The 21,570-nt window shown below is 60.5% G+C and carries 18 protein-coding genes and 1 tRNA gene; 10 read left to right on the top strand and 9 right to left on the bottom strand.

What is annotated here, in order from left to right; all coding sequences use genetic code 11:
* Positions 1-30: 30 nt before the first annotated feature.
* Together GGR20_RS00435 and GGR20_RS00440 are read left to right on the top strand one after the other, a co-directional pair.
* The gene (locus GGR20_RS00435; protein ID WP_183310011.1) at positions 31-417 is read left to right on the top strand and encodes an NADH:ubiquinone oxidoreductase subunit NDUFA12; all 387 of its coding nucleotides are present in this window, start codon (positions 31-33) and stop codon (positions 415-417) included.
* Positions 418-440: 23 nt separating this feature from the next.
* Positions 441-845, top strand: a complete 405-nt coding sequence (locus GGR20_RS00440) for a DUF2155 domain-containing protein (RefSeq protein WP_183309286.1) — start codon at positions 441-443, stop codon at positions 843-845.
* A gap of 145 nt (positions 846-990) precedes the next feature.
* Here GGR20_RS00440 and GGR20_RS00445 read toward each other — a convergent pair whose 3' ends face one another.
* From GGR20_RS00445 to GGR20_RS00470, 6 genes are all read right to left on the bottom strand, one after another.
* Entirely contained in the window at positions 991-1,767 is a 777-nt protein-coding gene (locus tag GGR20_RS00445; RefSeq protein WP_183309287.1) for an APH(3') family aminoglycoside O-phosphotransferase, read from the bottom strand.
* On the bottom strand, positions 1,754-2,395 hold the full coding sequence (gene aat / locus GGR20_RS00450; RefSeq protein ID WP_183309288.1) for a leucyl/phenylalanyl-tRNA--protein transferase: 642 nt from the start codon (positions 2,393-2,395) through the stop codon (positions 1,754-1,756). The genes GGR20_RS00445 and aat overlap by 14 nt, the downstream gene beginning before the upstream one ends.
* Before the next feature lie 37 nt (positions 2,396-2,432).
* Positions 2,433-3,779: an acetyl-CoA carboxylase biotin carboxylase subunit gene (gene accC / locus GGR20_RS00455; protein ID WP_183309289.1), complete on the bottom strand. Its 1,347-nt coding sequence runs from the start codon at positions 3,777-3,779 to the stop codon at positions 2,433-2,435.
* Positions 3,780-3,789: 10 nt separating this feature from the next.
* A complete protein-coding gene (gene accB / locus GGR20_RS00460) occupies positions 3,790-4,290 on the bottom strand; it encodes an acetyl-CoA carboxylase biotin carboxyl carrier protein (protein WP_183309290.1) in 501 nt (166 codons plus the stop codon).
* 33 nt (positions 4,291-4,323) lie between these two features.
* Positions 4,324-4,761, bottom strand: coding sequence for a type II 3-dehydroquinate dehydratase (gene aroQ, locus GGR20_RS00465; protein WP_183309291.1), 438 nt, complete (start codon positions 4,759-4,761; stop codon positions 4,324-4,326).
* 128 nt (positions 4,762-4,889) lie between these two features.
* Positions 4,890-5,750 carry a DsbA family protein gene (locus GGR20_RS00470; protein ID WP_183309292.1) on the bottom strand — a complete coding sequence of 287 codons (861 nt, stop codon included), beginning with the start codon at positions 5,748-5,750 and terminating at the stop codon, positions 4,890-4,892.
* A gap of 150 nt (positions 5,751-5,900) precedes the next feature.
* Here GGR20_RS00470 and GGR20_RS00475 point away from each other — a divergent pair, with 150 nt between their 5' ends.
* Together GGR20_RS00475 and GGR20_RS00480 are read left to right on the top strand one after the other, a co-directional pair.
* Positions 5,901-7,052 (top strand): pyridoxal phosphate-dependent aminotransferase, encoded by a 1,152-nt coding sequence (locus GGR20_RS00475; protein WP_183309293.1) that lies wholly within the window; start codon positions 5,901-5,903, stop codon positions 7,050-7,052.
* Between the two features lie 2 nt (positions 7,053-7,054).
* A complete protein-coding gene (locus tag GGR20_RS00480; protein WP_183309294.1) occupies positions 7,055-7,558 on the top strand; it encodes a GNAT family N-acetyltransferase in 504 nt (167 codons plus the stop codon).
* A gap of 72 nt (positions 7,559-7,630) precedes the next feature.
* On the opposite strand, the gene GGR20_RS00485 is transcribed toward GGR20_RS00480, so the two are convergent.
* Positions 7,631-10,318, bottom strand: coding sequence for an Rne/Rng family ribonuclease (locus tag GGR20_RS00485; RefSeq protein ID WP_183309295.1), 2,688 nt, complete (start codon positions 10,316-10,318; stop codon positions 7,631-7,633).
* 561 nt (positions 10,319-10,879) lie between these two features.
* Between GGR20_RS00485 and GGR20_RS00490 the strand changes: the two genes are divergently transcribed.
* The 4 genes from GGR20_RS00490 (at position 10,880) to GGR20_RS00505 (ending at position 16,412) form a co-directional block, all read left to right on the top strand.
* A complete protein-coding gene (locus GGR20_RS00490; protein ID WP_183309296.1) occupies positions 10,880-12,109 on the top strand; it encodes an N-acetylmuramoyl-L-alanine amidase in 1,230 nt (409 codons plus the stop codon).
* A gap of 70 nt (positions 12,110-12,179) precedes the next feature.
* The gene (locus tag GGR20_RS00495; protein ID WP_183309297.1) at positions 12,180-14,663 is read left to right on the top strand and encodes a PBP1A family penicillin-binding protein; all 2,484 of its coding nucleotides are present in this window, start codon (positions 12,180-12,182) and stop codon (positions 14,661-14,663) included.
* 82 nt (positions 14,664-14,745) lie between these two features.
* Positions 14,746-14,829 (top strand) — tRNA-Leu (locus GGR20_RS00500).
* Positions 14,830-15,050: 221 nt separating this feature from the next.
* Entirely contained in the window at positions 15,051-16,412 is a 1,362-nt protein-coding gene (locus GGR20_RS00505; protein WP_183309298.1) for an MATE family efflux transporter, read from the top strand.
* An 18-nt stretch (positions 16,413-16,430) separates the two neighbouring features.
* Here the strand turns inward: GGR20_RS00505 and GGR20_RS00510 are convergent, their stop codons facing one another.
* Both GGR20_RS00510 and GGR20_RS00515 read right to left on the bottom strand, forming a co-directional pair.
* Positions 16,431-16,703 (bottom strand): hypothetical protein, encoded by a 273-nt coding sequence (locus GGR20_RS00510; RefSeq protein WP_183309299.1) that lies wholly within the window; start codon positions 16,701-16,703, stop codon positions 16,431-16,433.
* Positions 16,704-16,863: 160 nt separating this feature from the next.
* Positions 16,864-18,429: a serine hydrolase gene (locus GGR20_RS00515; protein ID WP_183309300.1), complete on the bottom strand. Its 1,566-nt coding sequence runs from the start codon at positions 18,427-18,429 to the stop codon at positions 16,864-16,866.
* 347 nt (positions 18,430-18,776) lie between these two features.
* Between GGR20_RS00515 and clpS the strand changes: the two genes are divergently transcribed.
* Together clpS and clpA are read left to right on the top strand one after the other, a co-directional pair.
* Entirely contained in the window at positions 18,777-19,190 is a 414-nt protein-coding gene (gene clpS / locus GGR20_RS00520) for an ATP-dependent Clp protease adapter ClpS (RefSeq protein ID WP_420827420.1), read from the top strand.
* Positions 19,191-19,199: 9 nt separating this feature from the next.
* Positions 19,200-21,539, top strand: coding sequence for an ATP-dependent Clp protease ATP-binding subunit ClpA (gene clpA / locus GGR20_RS00525; RefSeq protein WP_183309301.1), 2,340 nt, complete (start codon positions 19,200-19,202; stop codon positions 21,537-21,539).
* The last annotated feature ends 31 nt before the right edge of the window (positions 21,540-21,570 follow it).

Raw genomic sequence — 21,570 nt, forward strand, 5'->3', positions numbered from 1 at the left:
ATGCGGAATCGAAAATTGGCCCAGACCGGTATCAAGCAGTTCCTGACCGAAATCTTCTCGTGGTGGGGTGGTAACACCTGGGGCACGCGCCTCTGGATCCGCCGTTTCGGCGACTATGTCGGGTCCGATGAATTTGGCAATCGCTATTATCAGGACCGCAAGGCCAATCGACGCTATGTAACCTATGCTGGCGGTTTTGCTGACGCATCGGCCATTCCGCCCGGCTGGCACGGCTGGATGCATCATCGGTCCGATGTGGCACCTGCCAATGCAAAATATGAGCCGCATCCCTGGGAGAAGGCGCATCAGCCCAACCTGACCGGGACGGCCGCCGCCTATCGTCCCGATGGCAGCCTGCTCAACAAGGGCGAGCGTCCGCGGGTGACCGGCGATTACCAGGCCTGGTCGCCCGAATAAGGGGTCGCGGTTTGCGGCAGTCCATGAAAATTCTGCTTCGGCCGCTCCTGATAGCGGCCGTTTTGCCCTTTGTACCTACGGTGCAGGCGCAGCCGGTAGCCAATCCGATTGCGACCTTTGCCGGCCTCGACAAGATTACCGGTCGAATTACGCGCTTCGATGTCTATGTCGATGAAACAGTTCTGTTTGGCGCGCTCGAGCTCACGCCGCGCGCCTGCTACGATCGCCCCAAGAGCGACACGCTGCAGCGCACATCTGCTTTTCTTGAGGTCAATCAGATGAGCCTGGACGGCACCGGGGAGCGGATATTCACGGGCTGGATGTTTGCCGATAGTCCGGCGCTCAACGCGGTGGACCACGCGGTCTATGATGTGTGGCTCATCGAGTGCAAGACGTCGACCAACGTGCCTCCGCCCGACGCGCGCTGATTTGCGCCGACCGCGTGTTCATTTTGGACGCGTTCTCCCAATGCCGCAACACACAGTAGCTCTTGGAGATTGCTCTAACAGGACCTCCGGCGGAGTCGCCGGATACCGGTGATCGCATGACGATGTTGGCGCTTAATCCGGGGCACTAGAACATTTCGTCCAGGGTGCAATAGAAGCGAAACTTGGTTTCGTCCCATGTTGCGCCATAGGCGGCGAGAAAGGGCGCGATGTGCTCCGGGCCGATATTATCCCTGATGCTGCGACAAGCGATGGCCAAATCCTGCCAGACATCTGCGATCCCGAGGCGTCCGCAATCGACCATGCCGGAAAAGCGACCATCGACGGCGAGGATATTGGGCGTGCATGCGTCGCCATGGGTGAGGATGGCGTCGCCTGTCTCGGGGCGGTTAGCATGGAGCCATTCAAGCACCTGTTCGCCGGTCCACCCCAGGCGCTCGGCGTCGAAATCTGTCTCGTCGACGAGACCGGCTTCGAGGCGCTGTTCGGCAAGGGCCAACCGTGTTTCAATGCAGTGGTCAAATGGACAAGTGGTCGGATCCAGCGCATGCAGACGTTTCAAAGCCTGGGCGTAGGCTCGGACGACGACCTCCGGTTGATTGGCGTAGTGCGTAAGGTCGTCGCCGGGAACGGCGCTCATCAGGAGCCAAAGGCGATCATTGCCCTGTTCGGCGTCTACCACGCGTGGAGCCTTGAAGCCCATGCGAGTCAGCCAGTTGAGGCGCTCGATCTCCCCCGGTAGTTCCCCAAGCGGGTGACCGGTTTCGGCCTTGAGGAAGACCGAGTTGCCGTCGCCAAGGACGATGCGCCAGACGTCGCAGGTTGATCTGCCAATGGTAACTTTGGTCCAGGTCAGATCGCTTAGTGGGCTCAGGCTTTCGGGCAGGTCGTCAGGTTTGGTCATTGCTGTCCCAAGCGCTCCAATCGCCTTCGCGCTGCAGAGCGAGGCTGAGGCGATCTTCATATTCGGTTCGGGGGATTTCGATACCGCCGAGCGATTCGAGGTGATCTGTGAGGAACTGCGTGTCGAGCAGTTCATAGCCACCGGCCTTCAGACGGTCGACCAGGTGCGCCATGGCCATTTTGGAAGCATTGGTGCGGCGGTGGAACATGGACTCGCCGAAAAATGCCGCGCCGATCGCCAGGCCATAGAGACCACCCACCAGGTCATCGCCGTCCCAGACTTCCACCGTATGGGCAATGCCGCGCCTGAATAGTTCGCCATAGACAGAGCGGATTGTACTATTGATCCAAGTGGTCTGGCGGTCATCGCCAACGGTGGCACAGCCCTCGACAATGCCGTCCCAATCGGTATCGACTCGGATGGCCCAGCCGGAATTGCGCATGGCCTTTCGCAGGCTCTTGCTGGCATGAAAACCATCGAGTGGCATGATGCCGCGCAGATCAGGGCTCACCCAGAAGAGATCTGTGTCGGTCGCATCCTCCGCCATCGGAAAGATCCCCGCCTTATAGGCGCGAACGATCAGTTCTGGCGTAATGTCGACGGTGAAAGGATCTGTCTGGCGGGCCATGTTCTAAAGATAAGGGGCGCCTACGCGCCCCTCAAGCTCATGCCTTGTTTGCGGCCAGGAATTTTTCCAGCCAATGGATGTCGTAATTGCCCGTGATAATGTCGGGTTCCTTAATCAGGCGCTGGAACAGGGGCAGGGTGGTCTTGACGCCATCCACCACAAATTCGTCCACCGCGCGGCTAAGTCGCTTGAGGCATTCTTCGCGCGTGCGGCCATAGACAATCAGTTTGCCGATCAGCGAGTCGTAGTAAGGCGGGATCTTATAGCCCTGATAGACCGCCGAATCGACGCGTACGCCGACGCCACCGGCGGGGTGGTAGAAAGTGATGGTGCCCGGCGACGGCGCGAAAGTCTGCGGGTCCTCGGCATTGATGCGGACTTCAATGGCATGGCCATAGAACTGCACCTGATCCTGCGTCATCGAGAGCTTTTCGCCTGAGGCAACCTTGATCTGCTCATAGACGATGTCGATGCCGGTGATGCGTTCTGTAACCGGATGCTCCACCTGCAGGCGCGTGTTCATTTCGATGAAATAGAACTCGCCGTTCTCGTAGAGGAACTCGACGGTGCCGGCGCCAGAATATTTCAGCTTGCGCATGGCGGCAGCGCAAATCTCGCCGATCTCGTCGCGTTCCTGGGGAGAGATAGTGGGCCCGCCGGCCTCTTCCCAGACCTTCTGGTGACGCCGCTGCAGAGAACAGTCTCGCACGCCCAAATGGACGGCGTTGCCCTGACCGTCGCCCAGCACCTGCACCTCGATGTGGCGCGGCTTGCCGAGGTATTTTTCCATATAGACCGAGTCATTGCCAAAAGCGGCCTTGGCCTCAGTACGGGCTGTAGACCAAGCTTCGAGCAGATCCTTTTCGGACTTGGCCACCTTCATGCCGCGGCCACCACCACCTGCGGTCGCCTTGATCAGCACGGGATAGCCGATTTCCTTGGCAGTCTTCTTGGCGTCGGCGTCGGTTTCGACGGCGCCGGCAGAGCCAGGGACCACGGGAATGCCCAATTCCACCGCCGTCTTTTTGGCCGTGATCTTGTCGCCCATGATCTCGATATGGTGAGCCGAAGGACCAATAAAGGTCACGTTGTGCTCTGTCAGGATCTTGGCGAAACGGGCGTTTTCGGACAGGAAACCATAGCCGGGGTGCACCGCATCTGCGCCGGTGATCTCGCAGGCCGCCATGATGGACGGAATATTGAGGTAGCTGTCCTTGGCCGCATTGGGGCCGATGCAGACGCTTTCATCCGCCAGGCGCACATGCATTGCATTGGCGTCAGCGGTCGAGTGTACCGCAACGGTCTGGATACCCATTTCCTTGCAGGCGCGCAGGATGCGCAGGGCGATTTCGCCGCGATTGGCGATCAGAACCTTATGGAACATGGTCGTCCCCTTACTCGATGACGACGAGCGGTTCGCCATATTCTACCGGCTGGGCGTCTTCCACGAGAATGCGGGTAATTGTACCCGAACGGTGCGCCGGAATCTGGTTCATGGTTTTCATCGCCTCGATGATCAGGATGGTCTGACCCTCGGACACCTTGGTGCCGACCTCAACGAATGTTGGCTTGCCTGGCTCGGGAGAGCGGTAGGCTGTGCCGACCATGGGAGAGGTCAGAGTACCCGGGTTGGACGCCAAGTCCTCGGCAGCGGCAGGGGCAGCGGACGGAACCGAGCCGGAGGGCGCGCTGGGAGCGGTTGGTGCGGCAGCAGGTGCCGGTGGCGCCATGTACTGCATGGGCGCTTGCGCATAAGTCGGCGTGTCGTTGGGGTAGGAGCGGGTGACGCGAACCCTCAGATCTTCCTGCTCGATTTCGATCTCGGCAAGGTCTTCCTTGTTGAGTAGTTCGGCGATGGCGCGGATCAGATCCTGATCCACCGATGACTTGGTCATTCTGTCGGTCTCCCGGCTTCTCGTCTTGAAGCGTTATTTGAGTTTATCGGCCAAGGCCATGAGGGCCAGTCTATATCCAAGCGTGCCAAAGCCGCAAATGACGCCGAAGGCCACCGACGACACATAGGAATGGTGCCTGAAGGCCTCGCGCTGATGGATATTGGTCAAATGCACTTCAGCCACCGGCAAGCTCACGGCCCTCAGAGCGTCCTGTATGGCAACAGAAGTGTGCGAATATGCGGCAGGATTTATGAGAAGGCCGTCGGCCGTGGTTCGGGCATCCTGGATCCAGGTGACCAGCTCACCCTCATGATTGGATTGCCGGAAATCGAGGCTCAGCCCCAGTTCTGCCGCTGCTGCGTGACAGAGGGCTTCGACGTCCTTGAGCGTTTCGGCCCCATAGGTTTCCGGCTCGCGCGTGCCGAGCAGGTTGAGGTTCGGGCCATTGAGGACGAGAACGCGTTTTGTCATGATCCATGCCTTGTGCACCGGCCCTTCCGGCCAGCGCAAGGGCGGTTACACGAAATGCACCGAAAAGACCAGAGCTACCAAAGCTTCGCCACGATCGGGACTACGAGGTTTGGACGTCCGGGGCGGGGTCAGCTACACTGGGTCTTCCCACATTCTCGCATGTCGGCGATGCGCGCCCGCAATTCATCGGCCCCAATGGCGCCTGGAATGATCTCGTTGCCGATGATGTAGGTTGGGGTGCCGGTGATCCCCAAGGCCTGGGCGATTTCATAGGAAGACTGGATGGTTTGGGCGACGCGGGGATCGCCCATTTGCAGTTCGAGTTCAACAGGCGACAGGCCGAGGTCCTGAGCGGCGGCGAGGGCCACGGATTTGTCGATCTTGCCGCGGCTGGTGAACAAGGCGGAGTGGAAATCCCAGTAGTTCGCGTCGCTCTCGCCGACCAGCACACCGATTCGCGCGGCATCGATGGATTCATTGGAGAGGATAGGGAATTCCTTGAGGATGATCCTGAGATTGGGATCCTCAGCAAGCAAGGTGGCCATATCGGGCAAGGCAGCGCGACAATAGCCGCAATTATAGTCGAAGAATTCGACCAGGGTGACATCGCCATCGGGATTGCCCAGAACGATCTGGTCGGGCGCGTTGAAAATCTGGTCCCGGAACTCGGCCAAGGCGGTTTCGGATCGCGCCGCCTCTTCGGCGCGCAGGGTCTGCTCAAGAGCGGTGGAGGCGCGCTGCAATACCTTGGGGTCATCAAGCAGGAACTGCTCGATCATGGGATTGAGCACAGCAGGATCAATGCTGGCGACCTCAGGTTCAATCGGCTCGGCTTCAACCTGAGCTGCCTGATCCTCCAGCATTTGCTCGACGATGGCGCGAACCGCGACTTCATCCATTTGCTGGGTGGGCTGATTGAAATAGCCATAGCCCAGAGCACCGGCGAGAATTCCGGCGACGGCAGCGAGAAGGATAGTCAGGCGGTTCATTATTGGGCTCCAGGCGAGTCAGTCCGGTCTTGTTTAGCAGACCTTTGTCTGTAGTGGCACGGGACAGTGGCTCGCCGACTTGCAAGACCATCAATTGTTGTTGAGAAACCGGGCACTTCGCGCTAGGCCCGAGTCAGAATCGGAGCTCGCATGACCAATCCCCCCGACGGCCTCAAGCCGTTCTTCGCCATGGATATTCTCAAACGCGCCAAGCAGTTGGAAGCGCAGGGGAGCACTGTGTGCCATCTTGAGGTCGGTGAACCGGGTGCGCCGCCGGCACCGCGGGTGCTTGAGGCGGTTGCGCGGGCTTTGCCGGAGCCGCAGGGGTACACCAATGCAAAGGGCCTTAACGGGCTGCGCGAGGGCCTGGGGGGGTATTATGAACAGCAGCATGGCGTGGATGTCGATGCGGAGCTGATCGTGGCGACGATGGGGTCGTCGGCGGGGTTCATTCTCGCCTTCCATACAGCGTTCCAGCCGGGTGCCCGCATCGCCATCACCCGTCCGGGCTATCCTGCCTATGTGAACACTTTGCTCGGGCTTGGCTTCGGTGTCGTCGAAATTCCCGTTTCGGCGGACAGTGGATGGCGGTTGACTGGCGCGCAAATCGCAGCGGAGCATGCGCGCCAGCCATTCGATGGACTGCTTTTTGCCAGCCCGGCCAATCCGACTGGGGCGTCGGTGAGCCGCGAGCAGCTTGCCGACATTGTTGCCACCTGCGCGCGGTTGGGTGTCACGCTCATCTCCGACGAAATCTATCATGGCCTCGATTATTCGAGGCCGTCCGTCAGTGCTCTGGAGCTGACCCGAAATGCCATCATCATCAACAGCTTCTCGAAATATTACTGCATGACCGGATGGCGCATTGGCTGGATGGTGTTGCCGGAAGCGTTGATCCGACGGGCAGAGATCTTGCAGCAGAACCTGTTTATCTCAGCGCCGACGCTAAGTCAGATCGCGGCCAGTGTGGCCTTGGGGGAGCGTGACTATGCGGAAGGGCAGAAGGCGCGCTATGCCCGGAACCGACAGGTTCTGGGGCAGGGTTTGCGTGAGCTTGGCTTTGACTTGCCGGCGGATGGCGATGGCGCGTTTTACGGCTATGCCGGGATCGGTCAGTTTTCCAATGACGCCATGGACTTTTGCCTGACCATGCTGGACCGGGCCGGGGTTGCGGCAACACCGGGCATTGATTTTGACCGGACCGATGGCAATGGTTTTGTTCGCTTCAGCTATGCAGGCACATCTGAGACTGTAGAAAAAGCTCTGGAACGCATGCGGGAATTTCTGCGGGCAGGCGGCTAAGGATGGGCGCAATTCCGACCTTGCACACTGAACGGTTGGTGCTTCGGCCACCGGTGATGGCGGATTATCCCGCCTATGCTGCGTTCATGGCATCGGACCGGTCACGTCTGATGGGCGGGCCACATGTCCGTTGGGCGGCGTGGGGCATGTTCACCAGCGACGTCGCCATGTGGGAACTCTATGGCCACGGCGCATTGATGATCGAGAGCAGGGCGAACGGCGATTGCGTTGGTCAGGTGGGGATCAATCACGGTCCAATGTTCCCGGAAAAGGAACTGGGCTGGATGCTCTACGCGGGTTCCGAGGGCCAGGGCTTTGCAACCGAGGCCGGTGGTGCCTTGAAGGACTGGGCGCTTGAAACGCTCAACCTCAGCACGCTGGTGAGCTATTTCGATCCGGAGAACTACAAATCGATGGCGGTTTCCGCGCGCCTCGGCGGCGTGCGGGATGACAATGCTGTACCGCAGGATGAGGGTGACGTCGTGTACCGGTATTTTTCCGAATAGTGAGGGGAGATCTTTGGCCACGATCAAGAGGCCAAGAAAGAAGGGCGGCCCGGAGGCCGCCCCTATTTATGCTTAACCGAGGCCGAGGCGGCGCTGCCACCAACCAACCTTCTTTTTCTTGGCAGGCTCAGATTCACCTTCACCTTCACCTTCACCTACGCTCTCAGCAGGCGCGGTAGCCTCCTCGGCCGGCGCGGCGCTCGAGGTGACGACGACGCCCTCGGGCGGCAGTTCCTTTTTCACGCGACGAGTGCGCGCGGGCTTTTTCTCCTCTGCGGCATTGTCGTCGGCCGTGGGAGTGTCGGCAGTGGCAGCTTCGGCAACCGCCGGTTCTGGCGCTGCTTCAGTTGCTTCTGCCTTGGGCTTGCGTGTGCGAGGCTTACGCTTTGGCTTTTCTGCCGGCTTTTCTTCGGTCACCGGTTCAGCTGATGCCTCATCGGAACTGGCCGCAACCGGAGTGGTTTCGGCGGGGGCCGATTCCTCGGTTTCGGTAACCTTCTTGCGACGGGTCCGCTTGGGCTTCGCTACTGGTTTTTCTTCGGCAACAGGTGCTTCCTCGGTGGTCGATTCGGCATTTACCTCGACGTGGTCGACAACCGCATCTTCAGGGGCTGAAACGGCGGCCTCTGCAGTTTCGGTTTCGGCCTCACCGTTCTGATCACGGCGATTGCGTCGACCACCCCGACGGCCACGGCGGCGTCGGCGGCGTGTTTCGCCATCGCTGTCGCCTTCAATGGCCTGGCGGGCTGCTGCATCCTCACCGCCGGTCTCGTCATCCTCGGCGGCGCTATCAGCGACACTATCCTGATCGGAGTTGCCCTCAGAGGACTGCTGAGTCTGCTGGTCACCATTGCGACCACCGCGACGGCGCCGACGGCGCCGACGGCGTCCGGATCCCTCGCCTTCGCTGGAATCGGCGGGTCGCGTCTCGGCCTCTTCGGCTTCGACTTCGACTTCAGCGACGTCGTCGTCTTCCTCTGTATCCTCGATGACGGCGCTATCCACCCGCACATGGGCGGCAGCGCGCTGGTCAGCATAGGCCGAAATGCGCGTTTCACCCTTTTCGATGGCGAACTGGTGGCCCGTCATCTTGCTGTCTGCAGTGATTGTGATCGAGAGCTTGTTGCGGGCTTCGAGCTGCGAAAGGGTATCGCGCTTGAAGTTGAGGATATAGAGCGCAACCTCGACCGGAACGCGGACATTGATCGACTGGCCCTGCTTGCGCAGCACGTGATCCTCAATGTGGCGCATGATCATCAGCGCCAGGCTTTCAGTGGAACGCACGAGGCCGGTGCCGTCGCAGATCGGGCACTTGTGGGTCGAGCTTTCCACGACGCCAAAGCGGATGCGCTGACGGCTCATTTCCATCAGACCGAAATGGGAGATGCGGCCCACCTGGATGCGGGCGCGGTCATCCTTCAGGCAGTCCTTGAGCTTGCGCTCGACCGCCCGGTTTGACCGGTTTTCCATCATGTCGATGAAGTCGATGACGATGAGCCCGGCCAGATCGCGCAAGCGCAACTGCCGAGCAACTTCGTCAGCTGCTTCCAGATTGGTCTGGAGGGCGGTGTCTTCGATATTGTGCTCCTTGGTGGAGCGGCCCGAGTTCACGTCGATGGAGACGAGCGCTTCGGTCGGGTTGATGACGATGTAGCCGCCAGAGGGCAGGGTAACCGTCGGCGAGAACATCTGGTCGAGCTGGGCCTCGACGCTGTACTTGGAGAACAGCGGCTGCTCTTCGCCGTAGGGTTTTACGTTCTTGGCGTGGGACGGCATGATCATCTTCATGAAGTCCTTGGCCTCGCGATAAGCTTCATCGCCAGCCACCAGAACTTCGTCGATGTCCTTGTTGTAGAGGTCGCGGATGGTGCGCTTGATGAGCGAACCTTCCTCATAGACCAGGCACGGCGCCGAGCTTTCCAGCGTCAGCGTACGCACGCTTTCCCAAAGGCGCATCAGATATTCGAAGTCGCGCTTGACTTCGGCCTTGGTGCGCGAAGCACCGGCCGTGCGCAGGATCACGCCCATGCCCTGCGGTACTTCCAAATCGGCCGTGATTTCCTTCAGGCGCTTGCGGTCGGCAGCATTGGTGATTTTGCGCGAGATGCCGCCACCGCGCGCGGTATTGGGCATCAGCACCGAATAGCGACCGGCAAGAGACAGATAGGTGGTCAGAGCCGCGCCCTTATTGCCGCGCTCTTCCTTGACCACCTGCACCAACATCACCTGGCGGCGCTTGATGACTTCCTGGATCTTGTAATGATGACGGCGCTGCTGGCTCGCGCGACGGCGCTCCGGCACCTCTTCAAGGGCATCCCTACCACCAACCGACTCGACGGGCTCGCTGTCGGCCGGCGCCTGTTCGATGTGCTCAGCATCGCCGGGTTCCTGCGGATCGGCATCTGCGTCTGGCTCGGTTACCCCAGTGGGCAACGAGATGGATTCATCGGTGTCTTCGCCGTGATCATCCTCGTGCTCTTCGTCGCGCAGCAGTGCTTCGCGGTCGGCAACAGGAATCTGATAGTAGTCGGGGTGAATTTCGGAGAAGGCAAGGAAGCCATGGCGATTGCCGCCATATTCGACGAAGGCCGCCTGCAGGCTCGGCTCAACCCGCGTGACTTTCGCGAGGTAGATGTTGCCCCGCAACTGTCGGCGGGTCGCTGATTCGAAATCGAACTCCTCGAGCCGGTTACCGGTGGTAACGACAATCCGTGTTTCTTCCGGGTGGATGGCATCCACCAGCATTCTTTTGGTCGCCATAATGAACTCCGCGCACCCGCGCGCCGACAAATGGACGCCGGGAGGCCGGCTTCCTGTTCGTGGCGCATTGCGGGGCGAATAGGTTTGATATTGAGTGGCGCGAACCTCTCACGTTCAGCGCCGAAGACTGTGCGGTCTGGGCCGGCAAACAGGGCGAAGCAAAGCGGCAATCGTTCGTGTCGATCGCGTCGCGCTCAGTTCGCCAGCGGGCCATATGACCTCTTCCTATTGGGCATCAGGCTTGTGGCCTGCTGCCGTCCGGCCCGGTCTGGACCGAAATTCGTTGGTGCAGGGCGTTGAAACCGCAACTTCAGTCTCGGGTCATAGAGGGCAGCCATCTGCCCTGAACACGACCCCGAAACACACGCACCTACACATTGATCGTGTAGAAAAGTTGCGCCGCAATGGCAACAAGAAAGTCAAATCTGGCCCGTATGACCAGATTTGATGCCTGGAATGTTGGCCATAGTTGCAAATCATCGCATAAGGCATGGTCTGCCGAAGAATCGCCGCATCCTGGCGTCACGGAGATGCTCGGAATCTAGGAGCCCGGCCACAATCTTGACCCGACAATCACTGATTGGCCTTGCATTTGGCCTGTTTGCCCTGCTGGGCCTGTCCACAATCGCTGCTGCGCAGGACGCTGCGGCTTTGCCGCCCTTGCCCAATGTGATCGATGCGCGCGTTACAGTCGCGCCTGAGCGCGCACGGCTGGTGGTCGATCTGGCAGACCGGACCGAGTTTTCCTTTGTCTCGCTCGATGAACCGCGCCGCCTGGCCATCGATGTCCGGGCAGGGACGTTCTCAGTTCCAGAACCAGTGGGAGACCTCGCCGAAGACGGCCTGGTTTCAGCCTATGCCATCGAACAGGCGGCGGCCGACAGAGTGCGCACCACGCTGACGCTGGCCGGTCCAGCCCAGGTGCAGCAGGCCTATGTGCTGGACGCATTCGAGGACCAGCCGGCCCGGCTGGTGGTCGATATTATCCCAGCAACAGAGGAAGAGTTTGCAGCCAACGTCGAGCGAGACCTTGCCGCGTCTGAAACGGCGTTGCCTGCCGCATCGACACCGGCCGGCGGTTCGGAATTGCCCATAGCCACCCGTCCCCTGGTGATCATCGATCCAGGTCACGGCGGGATCGACAGCGGCGCCGAAACCGCCGACGGGGTCAAGGAAAAGGACATCGTACTGGCCTTCTCCTTGCGTCTGCAGGAACTTCTGGTTGAGTCCGGACGGTTTGATGTGGCGCTGACACGCGAGGATGATTCCTATTTGCGCCTCGAAGAGCGGGTAGATCTGGCGCGAGCCAACAAGGCGGACCTGTTCATTTCGATTCACGCGGACAGCTTTCAGCAGCCCGAAATTCGAGGGGCCAGCGTCTACACACGGGACGAGAACGCTACGGACGTCCTCGACAAGGTGTTGGCAGATAATGAAAACGCGTCCGATGTGATCGCCGGCTTTGCCATGCCACAGACCATGGCGCCCGAAGTCGTCGACATCCTGCTCGACCTGATGCGACGAGAGATGCGCGTGCAGTCCTATATGGCCGCGCAGTCCATCGTGCATCAGTTGGAGCCCAGTGTTGCGCTTCGACGGTTCCCGGTCCGGCGGGCCGATTTCTTTGTACTCCAGGCGCCCGACGTGCCCTCGGTGTTGTTGGAGCTGGGCTTTTTGTCCAATGCCAATGACATTGCCAATCTGATGCAGTCGGATTGGCGCGACCGAACAGCCGAGGCCATCGCGCGCGGTGTCTCGACCTATTTTGACAGCCTTGAGGAAGAGCTGTGATGCGATGCGCGTCGCGACTCTGCTACGCTTTCAAGCTGACCACTCCACCGGCACAAGGCAGGTGATCTAGATGCTTCGATTGCTTGGCTGGCTTTTTGGATTTGGCATGTTCCTCGCCCTTGGCGGGGTTGCGGCTGGTGCGGTCTATCTGGCGGCGGTCAGTGCGCAATTGCCGGATTATACTGTTCTGCAGGATTACCAGCCCCCAGTCACGACACGCGTTCATGCGGCCGATGGCACGCTGCTGGCCGAGTATGCCCGTGAACGGCGCCTGTTCCAGCCGGTGGAAACCGTTCCGCCGCTCGTGGTGCAGGCGTTTCTCTCGGCGGAGGACAAGGACTTTTTCAGTCATAACGGCATTGCGATCGATGGCGTGGTGCGCGCCGTGCGGGACAATGTGCTGGCGCGGCTGGATGGAAATAATTCCATTCAGGGTGGCGGTTCGTCGATTACCCAGCAGGTGGCCAAGAACTTTCTGCTGACATCCGAGCAGACGTGGGACCGCAAGATCCAGGAGGCCATTCTGGCGCTGCGGATCGAGTCGACCTTCGGCAAGGACAAGATCCTCGAACTCTACCTCAATGAGATATTCCTCGGGCTGAACTCATATGGCGTGGCTGCGGCGGCGCTCAACTATTTTGACAAGGCGCTCTATCAGCTCACCCTGCCCGAGGCGGCCTATATCGCTGCCCTGCCCAAGGGACCGAACAACTATCACCCATTTCGCCGGACCGAGGCAGCCGTCGAGCGACGCAACTGGGTGATCGATCGCATGGTCGAGAATGGCTATGTCACCTATGAAGAGGCCTTTGTCGCCAAGCAGGAGCCGCTCAACGTCATTCCGCGCGCTGCGGGTAGCCAGCTTTACTCGGCTGAGTATTTTACCGAGGAAGTGAGGCGCGAGCTGGCCAAGCTCTATGGCGAAGATCAGCTTTATGGTGGCGGTCTTTCCGTGCGCACCACGCTTGAGCCGCGTTTACAGGAATATGCCCGACGGGCGCTGATGGACGGGCTGATCGAATTCGATCACGGGCGTGGCTTTCGCGGACCCGTCGCCAGCGTAGAAATCGGCGAGGACTGGGGACTGGCCGTTGCTGGCATCGAACCGCTTAGCGATGTGCCGGAATGGCAGCTTGCGGTCGTGCTGGAGGTGGGTAACAACGAAGCGCGAATTGGTCTCAGACCCGATGACGATGTGGATGGCGCGGTGGCGGCCGATCGGATCGAGGGTGTCTTATCCGGGCCGGAAATCCGGTGGGTGTCACAGGCCGTCCAGAACATCCTCAATGTCGGTGATGTAGTCTATGTCTCGCAGGTGGCGGGCAAGGACGGTATCTACACGCTGGAACAGGTGCCTGAGATCGAGGGCGCGCTGGTGGCGATGGACCCGCGGACCGGCCGAGTGCTGGCGATGGTCGGCGGTTTTTCCTTTGCTGAAAGTGAGTTCAATCGCGCGACGCAGGCCCTAAGACAGCCGGGGTCGTCCTTCAAGCCGATCGTCTATGCGGCGGCGCTCGACAACGGCTATACGCCGGCCTCGGTGGTGCTGGATGCACCGGTGGAAGTGCGCATGGGCGATGGCTCGGTATGGCGGCCGGAGAACTATTCGCAGGAGTTCTATGGCCCGCAGACGTTGCGGCGTGGCATCGAGCGCAGCCGAAACGTGATGACGGTGCGTCTGGCGCGCGATATCGGCATGCCGCTGATTGCCGATTACGCGCAGCTCTTCGGCATCTATGACAATATGCAGCCGGTGCTGGCGATGGCGCTGGGGGCCGGGGAAACCACGGCGCTGCGCATGACAGCCGCCTATGCGACTATTGCCAATGGCGGGCGCAAGATTGTGCCAACGCTGATCGATCGCATTCAGGATCGCTATGGTGCCACGGTGTACCGTCACGATCAGCGGCTTTGCGAAGGATGCGAAGCGCAAGATTGGCAGGGGCAGGGCGAGCCGCGCATCCTCGATAACCGGCAACAGGTACTTGATCCGATGACGGCCTATCAGATCACCTCGATGATGGAAGGGGTGATCCTGCGCGGCACCGGCACGGCGGCCCGCGCACTTAACCGGCCGGTGGCCGGCAAGACGGGGACGACGAATGACTACAAAGACGCCTGGTTCGTCGGGTTCACGCCGGAATTGGCGGTGGGCGTCTATGTCGGCTACGACCAGCCGCGATCCATGGGGTCCTCCTCCACGGGTGGTGGCATGGCCGTGCCGATCTTTACAGACTTCATGGCAAATGCCCTGCAGGGAAAACCCGCGACGCCGTTCAATGTGCCGGCTGGCATGAGCACGGCCTGGATCAATCCCAGCACGGGAGTAAAGGCGTTCGAAGGTGAGTCCGCAATCGCGGAGGCGTTCAAACCGGGAACCGGACCTAACCTGATGACTTCGGTGATTGGTCTGGATGTGCAGGCATTTGACGCCATGCAGCGCGAGCAAATGATGCAGCAACAATATGGTGGTTCGTTCCGGACCACCCAGCCCAGTGGCGGCGGCACATTCCTTGATCCAAGCCTTAGTGCCCCTCAGAGCCTGACGGACTGAGCGCGGTATTTGTGCACACCGCGAATTGGTAGACGAGGAGTTGTTGCACTGTCGCTGCTAGTGAGCTAGGAACCCAGCCCGTGCCCCTCTGGCGGAATGGTAGACGCAGAGGACTCAAAATCCTCCGCTGCGAGGCGTGCCGGTTCGAGTCCGGCGGGGGGCACCACATTCTGCATCATTTGTTCGCATCAGATTGAGCCCGCCCGGCAGTTGACGCCCTCCGGGCCTGCGGCGTGCAGAAGCGCCAGCCATTGCCCAGTCTCCAGCGCCCGTCCAGCCGGCACCGTGAGGCGGTGTGAATTGGTCCCCCCGGCGGTCTGAATATCGCTCAGTCCAGCCGGCTTCGGGGTTCCAGGCCGTGGCCCGGATTGAAGCTGGAGTCGCTGCATGAACCCGTTGTCGGCCGGACCGCTCTGGCAGCGTTTCAGCCTGTTCCTGATTCCATTGATGGCCTCGAATATCCTGCAGGCCCTGTCAGGCACCATCAACTCAATCTATGTCGGCCAGTTGATCGGCGTGGAGGCCCTTGCGGCCATTGCCACATTCTTTCCGCTGATGTTCTTCCTGATGAGTTTCATCATCGGGCTCTCGGCTGGCTCGACGGTTCTGATCGGCCAGGCTTGGGGCGCCAAGAACATCGACAAGGTCAAGCAGGTGGCCGGCACGACCTTAGCCGCAGCAATCGCCCTGGGGCTGCTGGTCGCCATTGGCGGTGGGATCTGCGCGGAACAGATCCTGGTCGCGTTGGGCGCTCCGGATAACATCCTGTCTCTTTCGGTGGGCTATGCACGCATTGCCCTGATCGGCATGCCCGGCTTCTTCGTTTTTCTGGTTGTAACGTCCGTCCTGCGGGGGGTGGGCGATACGATCACGCCGCTGTTTTCGCTGATCATGTCGCTGCTGGTGGGGCTTGTGGTCACGCCCGCGCTGATCCTGGGATGGTTCGGCCTGCCGCAGATCGGCGTCAATGCGGCCGCCGTGGCGATGATCTCGGGCTTCGTTTCAGTTCTGGTTTTCCTGTTCTTCTATATGCGTGCTCGCAGCATGCCCCTGGCGCCGGACAAGATCCTGCTGGCGGCCATGCTTCACCCGGATATCAAGCTGCTGGCGCTGATCCTGCGGCTGGGCATTCCGGCCGGGCTGCAGATGGTGATCGCGTCCAGTGCCGGTATCGTCGTGGTTGGGCTGGTCAATCGCTTCGGGTCAGATGCGACGGCGGCCTATGGGGCGCTGGGGCAGTTCATGAGCTACGTGCAGTTCCCGGCCATGTCGATCGGCATCGCGGCCTCGATTTTCGCGGCCCAGGCGATCGGCGCGCGGCAGAACGACCAATTGGCCGCGATTGCCCGGGTCGCCTTGACTCTCAACCTCGTCGTAACGGGCGGGCTGATCGTGCTGGCCTATCTGTTCAGCCAGCACGTTGTAGCGCTGTTCATCATGGACCCTGCGGTCGTCGACCTCACCGAGTCGCTGTTGCACGTCGTGCTGTGGAGCATTGTCTGCTTTGGCTGGAGCATGGTCTTTTCGGGGATCATGCGAGCCAGCGGCACGGTCTATGTGCCCATGATACTCTCGGTGGCGTGTATTCTGCTGGTCGAGTTGCCCGGCGCGATCTGGCTGAGCCGGACCAGTCTCGGGCTGACCGGCATCTGGGTGGCCTATGCGGCTTCTTTCACTACCATGATGTTGCTGCAGGGATTCTGGTACCAGTTTGTCTGGAAGCGCAAGGAAATCGTGGCGCTGGTTTGAGGCGCCACGGTTTGATCCTCAGTGTTCGCCAAGCGTCATACGCAGGGCGCGCAAGCCGTCTGGGGAAAAGACGTCGATCTCCACACGGGCAGGGTTGTGGGCCATGCGGCGAGTCCGTGCGGACAAGGCCATGACCACGCCAAGCAGGTCGCCGACCGAGCGTTTCTGGCGCGGCAACATACGGTCCGTCATGCCACTAAGTGCCTTGTTGCGCACTTTCATGTCCGGTGAGGCGAGAGGTGAACGACCAATGAAGTTGGCCAGTTCGACAAGAGCACTGCGTTCACTCATTGGGCTACTCCATACACAAGCACCAATTGCTTCCCCATGGACCAGGGAGTTCCTGATCCGGTAGCCCGGCCAGCGGTTGGTTCCGCCGTGCCGGATCGTCTTAAGTCACGCATCGGAACGGTCCGAAAGTCGCGTCGCACTTTCGGGTCCGATGCCTGCGTCAGCCCTGCATCGCCAGGCAGGCCAGATCCTGGTCCTTGAGGCGATTGCACATGTCGGTCGCTGCATCTCTGTCACCGAAGCCCACGAAACGGGCGCGGTAGAACACCTGGCCGTTCTTTTCGAACCGCTCGACGTAGGAACGGAAGTCGCCGAGTGAGCCGACCTTGCCGGCAGCATCGGACAACATGGAGCGGGCGCTGTCTTCGGACGGACCGGCACCGATCTGCACAATCCAGCCACTGATTGGGGCCGCGTCGGCAACAGAACCCGAATGCATCAGATCAACCGGCTGTCCGGCGCCACCGGATACATTGGCGGGCGGCAGCAGGGGCGTGGAAGCAGGCGTCTGGCCGAGAGCTGCCGGCGGCGCGCCCAGATTATAGGTTTCGCTGAGCCATGCACCGATGACGTCCTGGCTGGGATAAGCGGGCGCCGCCTGAGTTGGCGCCGCCAGTACATTGGCGGCCTGAACCGCAGGAGAAAGCCCCAGGTCGGCTGGAACCGGGGTCGGTAGCGTCACAGGAGCAGCAGAAGCCGCGGCGACTTGCGGTGCCTGCTGAGGCTGTGCACCATTAGCAGCGACCAGGGCGGCAAGGCGGAAGTCCGGCATTGGCGTGGGCATGGCGAAGGTCGGCTTGCGCGGCTGGGCGAGGGCGAACTGGGTGTTGCCCTGGCGGCCCGGCACTGGAACCATGGCGGTCTGCAAATAGTCGCCACGGCGGCCCTTGGAGAGATAGCTTGAGACCAGCTGGCGGACCTTTTCATCACGTGAAGCTGCTGAGTTGAAGCCGAAGGCAACGACGATGATGTGGCGATTGTCCTTGCGGGCCGCGGTCAGGAGGTTCGAGCCCGCTGCATTGATGTAGCCGGTCTTGATGCCGTCAACGGCGCCCATATAGCCCAACACACGGTTGTGGTTGCCATAGGTCTTGCCGCCATAGCGGAACGAGGTGGTCTGGAAGAGCTCGTAATATTGAGGGTAGTGCTGATAGATCGCCATGCCCAGGATGGCCTGGTCGCGAACAGTCGTGATCTGGCGGCCATCCGGCAGGCCGGAGGCATTGCGATAGGTGGTGCTCGACATGCCCATCGCGCGGGCAGTGGCGGTCATGCGTTCTGCGAACTTGGATTCTGTGCCGGAGATATGCTCGGCGATGACGCGGGCCATGTCGTTGGCCGAAAGCGTTACCAGCGATTTCATTGCGTCCTCGACCGTAATGGTCGAGCCGGCCCGGAGGCCCAGCTTTGTGGGAACGGCAGATGCGGCGTGGCGAGACACGGTCATCTTTGTCGACAAGCTCAGGTTGCCGGCCTGCAGTTCCTGGAACAGCACGTACAGCGTCATAACCTTCGCTACAGACGCCGGATAGCGCCGCGAGTCGGCTTCATGTTCGTAGAGAACTTTGCCGGACTTGGCGTCGACAACCACGCCGGCATATTTGCGCAGGTTCTCGATGGCATGGGTGGGCGCCGCGGCAGACAGGCCAAGGGCGAAGGTCACAAGAATGGTGGCGACAGCACGCAAAAAGGCGGTGCGCCAGGGGGTCTTTGCCAGGAAAATCACCCGGTACTCCAATTACTCAATCGGGCAACTGGCCCGTACGCTACTCGTTTGACGCAGGAAGAATTCGCGTGTCCCCAAACCGGTAAAATTCATCCTTTTCAGAGGTTAGGGCGGTGCCGTTACGAATCCGTAAAATGCAATCATTTTTTGGCCGAGCGTCTGTTTGGTGCAACAGGGAGGGTGGCACAGCACCGTCTGGCAGCACGGAATTGCCGGGCTGGGGGCAGTCGCCAGGGGCGCTCACATTTTCGGGAAGCGATGGCCCTTAACATAAGGCCGATTTTGCCTACATAATGGGTCCAACCAACTGCTTCGTTTCCTCTGGCGACAGAGCGACTGCCATGACTGTGACTCCCATGCTGCTCAAAGAAAATGTGCCGTCCGCAAGCCGGTTTTCGTCGCCATCGCGCGTTCACGCCGGACCCAAGGATGGTGAGCCTGGCCGCCCCGGTGGGAACGATGCGGATTTCGAAACCGGGACGGTGACCAAGACGCGTCCCAAAACCAAAAGGCCGAACCTATATCGGGTTCTGCTGCTCAACGACGACTACACGCCGATGGAATTCGTCGTTCTGGTGCTGCAGGACGTCTTCAACAAGTCACGCGAAGACGCCATGCGCATCATGCTGCACGTCCACCAGAAGGGGGTTGGTGAGTGCGGCGTATATCCATACGAGGTCGCCGAAACCAAGGTGACCCGCGTGATGGATACGGCACGCAAGAACCAGCATCCGCTGCAATGCGTGATGGAAAAACAGTAGGAACATCATATGCCCTCATTTTCGCGCGGACTCGAAAAGGCCCTGCACCAGGCGATGAACCTGGCCCGTGAGCGCAACCATGAGTTCGCCACGCTCGAGCATCTGCTTCTGGCCCTGACAGACGATCGCGATACCCTGGCCGTACTGACCGGGTGCGACGTCGATATCGACGCGCTCAAGAGCGACCTCGAAGATTTCATCAATGAAGAACTGGACAGCCTGATTGTGCAGAACGGGCAGGATGCCCGGCCGACCGCTGCTTTCCAGCGCGTGATCCAGCGCGCCGTGATCCACGTTCAGTCCTCGGGTCGCGAAGAGGTTACGGGTGCAAATGTGCTCGTTGCCATCTTTGCCGAGCGCGAGAGCCACGCCGCCTACTTCCTCGAACAGCAGGACATGAGCCGGCTCGACGCGGTCAACTTCATCTCCCACGGCATTACCAAGTCCGGACCGAGCGAAGAGCGCAAGGTGCACGGTGCCGAAGAGGGGGATGGACACTCAGAAGGTGGTGCGGAGGCGAAGAAGAGTTCGGCGCTGGCCGATTTCTGCGTCAACCTCAATGAGAAGGCCCGTGCCGGAAAGATCGACCCGCTGATCGGCCGCGACACCGAGTTGCGCCGGACCATCCAGGTGTTGTGCCGTCGTTCGAAAAACAATCCGCTCTATGTCGGTGATGCTGGTGTAGGAAAGACGGCTATTGCCGAAGGCCTGGCGCGCAAGATCATTGAGGGCGACGTGCCCGAAGTGCTCAAGGAAGCCGTCATCTATGCGCTCGATATGGGTGCGCTCTTGGCCGGTACACGCTATCGCGGCGACTTTGAGGAGCGGCTCAAGGCGGTGATGAAGGAGCTCGAGAAGATGGCCAATGCGGTGCTCTTCATCGACGAAATTCACACCATGATCGGTGCCGGTGCCACTTCTGGCGGCGCGCTCGATGCCTCGAACCTGCTCAAACCTGCCCTGGCAAGCGGGGCGATCCGTTGCATCGGCTCGACCACCTACAAGGAATACCGCCAGTTCTTCGAGAAGGATCGCGCTCTTGTGCGGCGCTTCCAGAAGATTGACGTGAATGAGCCGACCGTTCCGGATGCTATCGAGATCGTCAAAGGCCTGCGGCCGTATTTCGAAGAGTTCCACAAGCTCAAATACACCGATGATGCTCTCAAGGCCGCGGTGGAGCTGAGCGCGCGCTATATCACGGACCGCAAATTGCCGGATAAGGCGATCGATGTGATCGACGAGACCGGGGCAAGCCAGATGCTGCTGCCCGAGGATAAGCGCAAGAAGACGATCGATGTCGAGGATATCGAGACCACGATTGCTTCAATTGCGCGCATCCCGCCCAAATCGGTGTCCAAGTCCGATGCCGAGCTGCTTTCGGGACTGCAACAGAGCCTCAAGACCGTGGTGTTCGGGCAGGATGACGCCATCACCGCGCTGTCATCGGCCATCAAGCTGGCGCGTGCCGGCTTGCGGGAACCGGAGAAGCCGATCGGTTCGTATCTGTTTACCGGTCCCACTGGTGTGGGCAAGACAGAGGTTGCCAAGCAACTGGCCGACACGCTCGGTGTTGAACTGCTGCGCTTTGACATGTCCGAATATATGGAACGCCACACGATCAGCCGATTGCTCGGGGCGCCTCCGGGCTATGTCGGGTTCGATCAGGGCGGGCTGCTGACCGATGGCGTTGACCAGCATCCGCATTGCGTGGTGTTGCTCGACGAGATCGAGAAGGCCCATCCGGACCTTTACAACGTGCTGCTGCAGGTGATGGACCACGGCAAGCTGACCGATCACAACGGCAAGGCGGTGGATTTCCGCAATGTCATCCTGATCATGACGTCCAATGTCGGTGCGGCAGAACTGGCGCGCGCACCGATCGGCTTTGGCCGTAAGCGCGAACAGGGCGACGACGAAGAGGCGATCAACCGCACCTTCAGCCCAGAGTTCCGCAACCGCCTGGATGCGATCATCTCGTTCGCGCCGCTGCCGCGTGAAGTGGTGCGTCGCGTGGTGGAGAAGTTCGTGCTGCAACTCGAAGGTCAGTTGGCCGAGCGTGGGGTGACCATCAACCTTACGCCCGAGGCGGCCGACTGGCTGGCCGAGCATGGCTATGACGAGCGCATGGGTGCCCGCCCGCTGGGCCGGGTGATCCAGGAGCACGTCAAGAAGCCGCTGGCCGATCAGGTGCTGTTCGGCGAATTGGTCAATGGTGGTTCGGTAACAGTGGCGGTGGTGGGTGAAGGCCCCGAAGCCAAGCTAGAGCTGGTGGCGGTGCCGCCCCGGCCGGCCAAGCCCAAGGCATTGCCGAAACCCAAGAAGCCGAAGGCGACTGCGGACAAGAACTGACGCTTGTATTGCAATCAAGTTTAGAAGGGCC

Source organism: Devosia subaequoris (assembly GCF_014197055.1).
Classification (GTDB): Bacteria; Pseudomonadota; Alphaproteobacteria; order Rhizobiales; family Devosiaceae; genus Devosia; species Devosia subaequoris.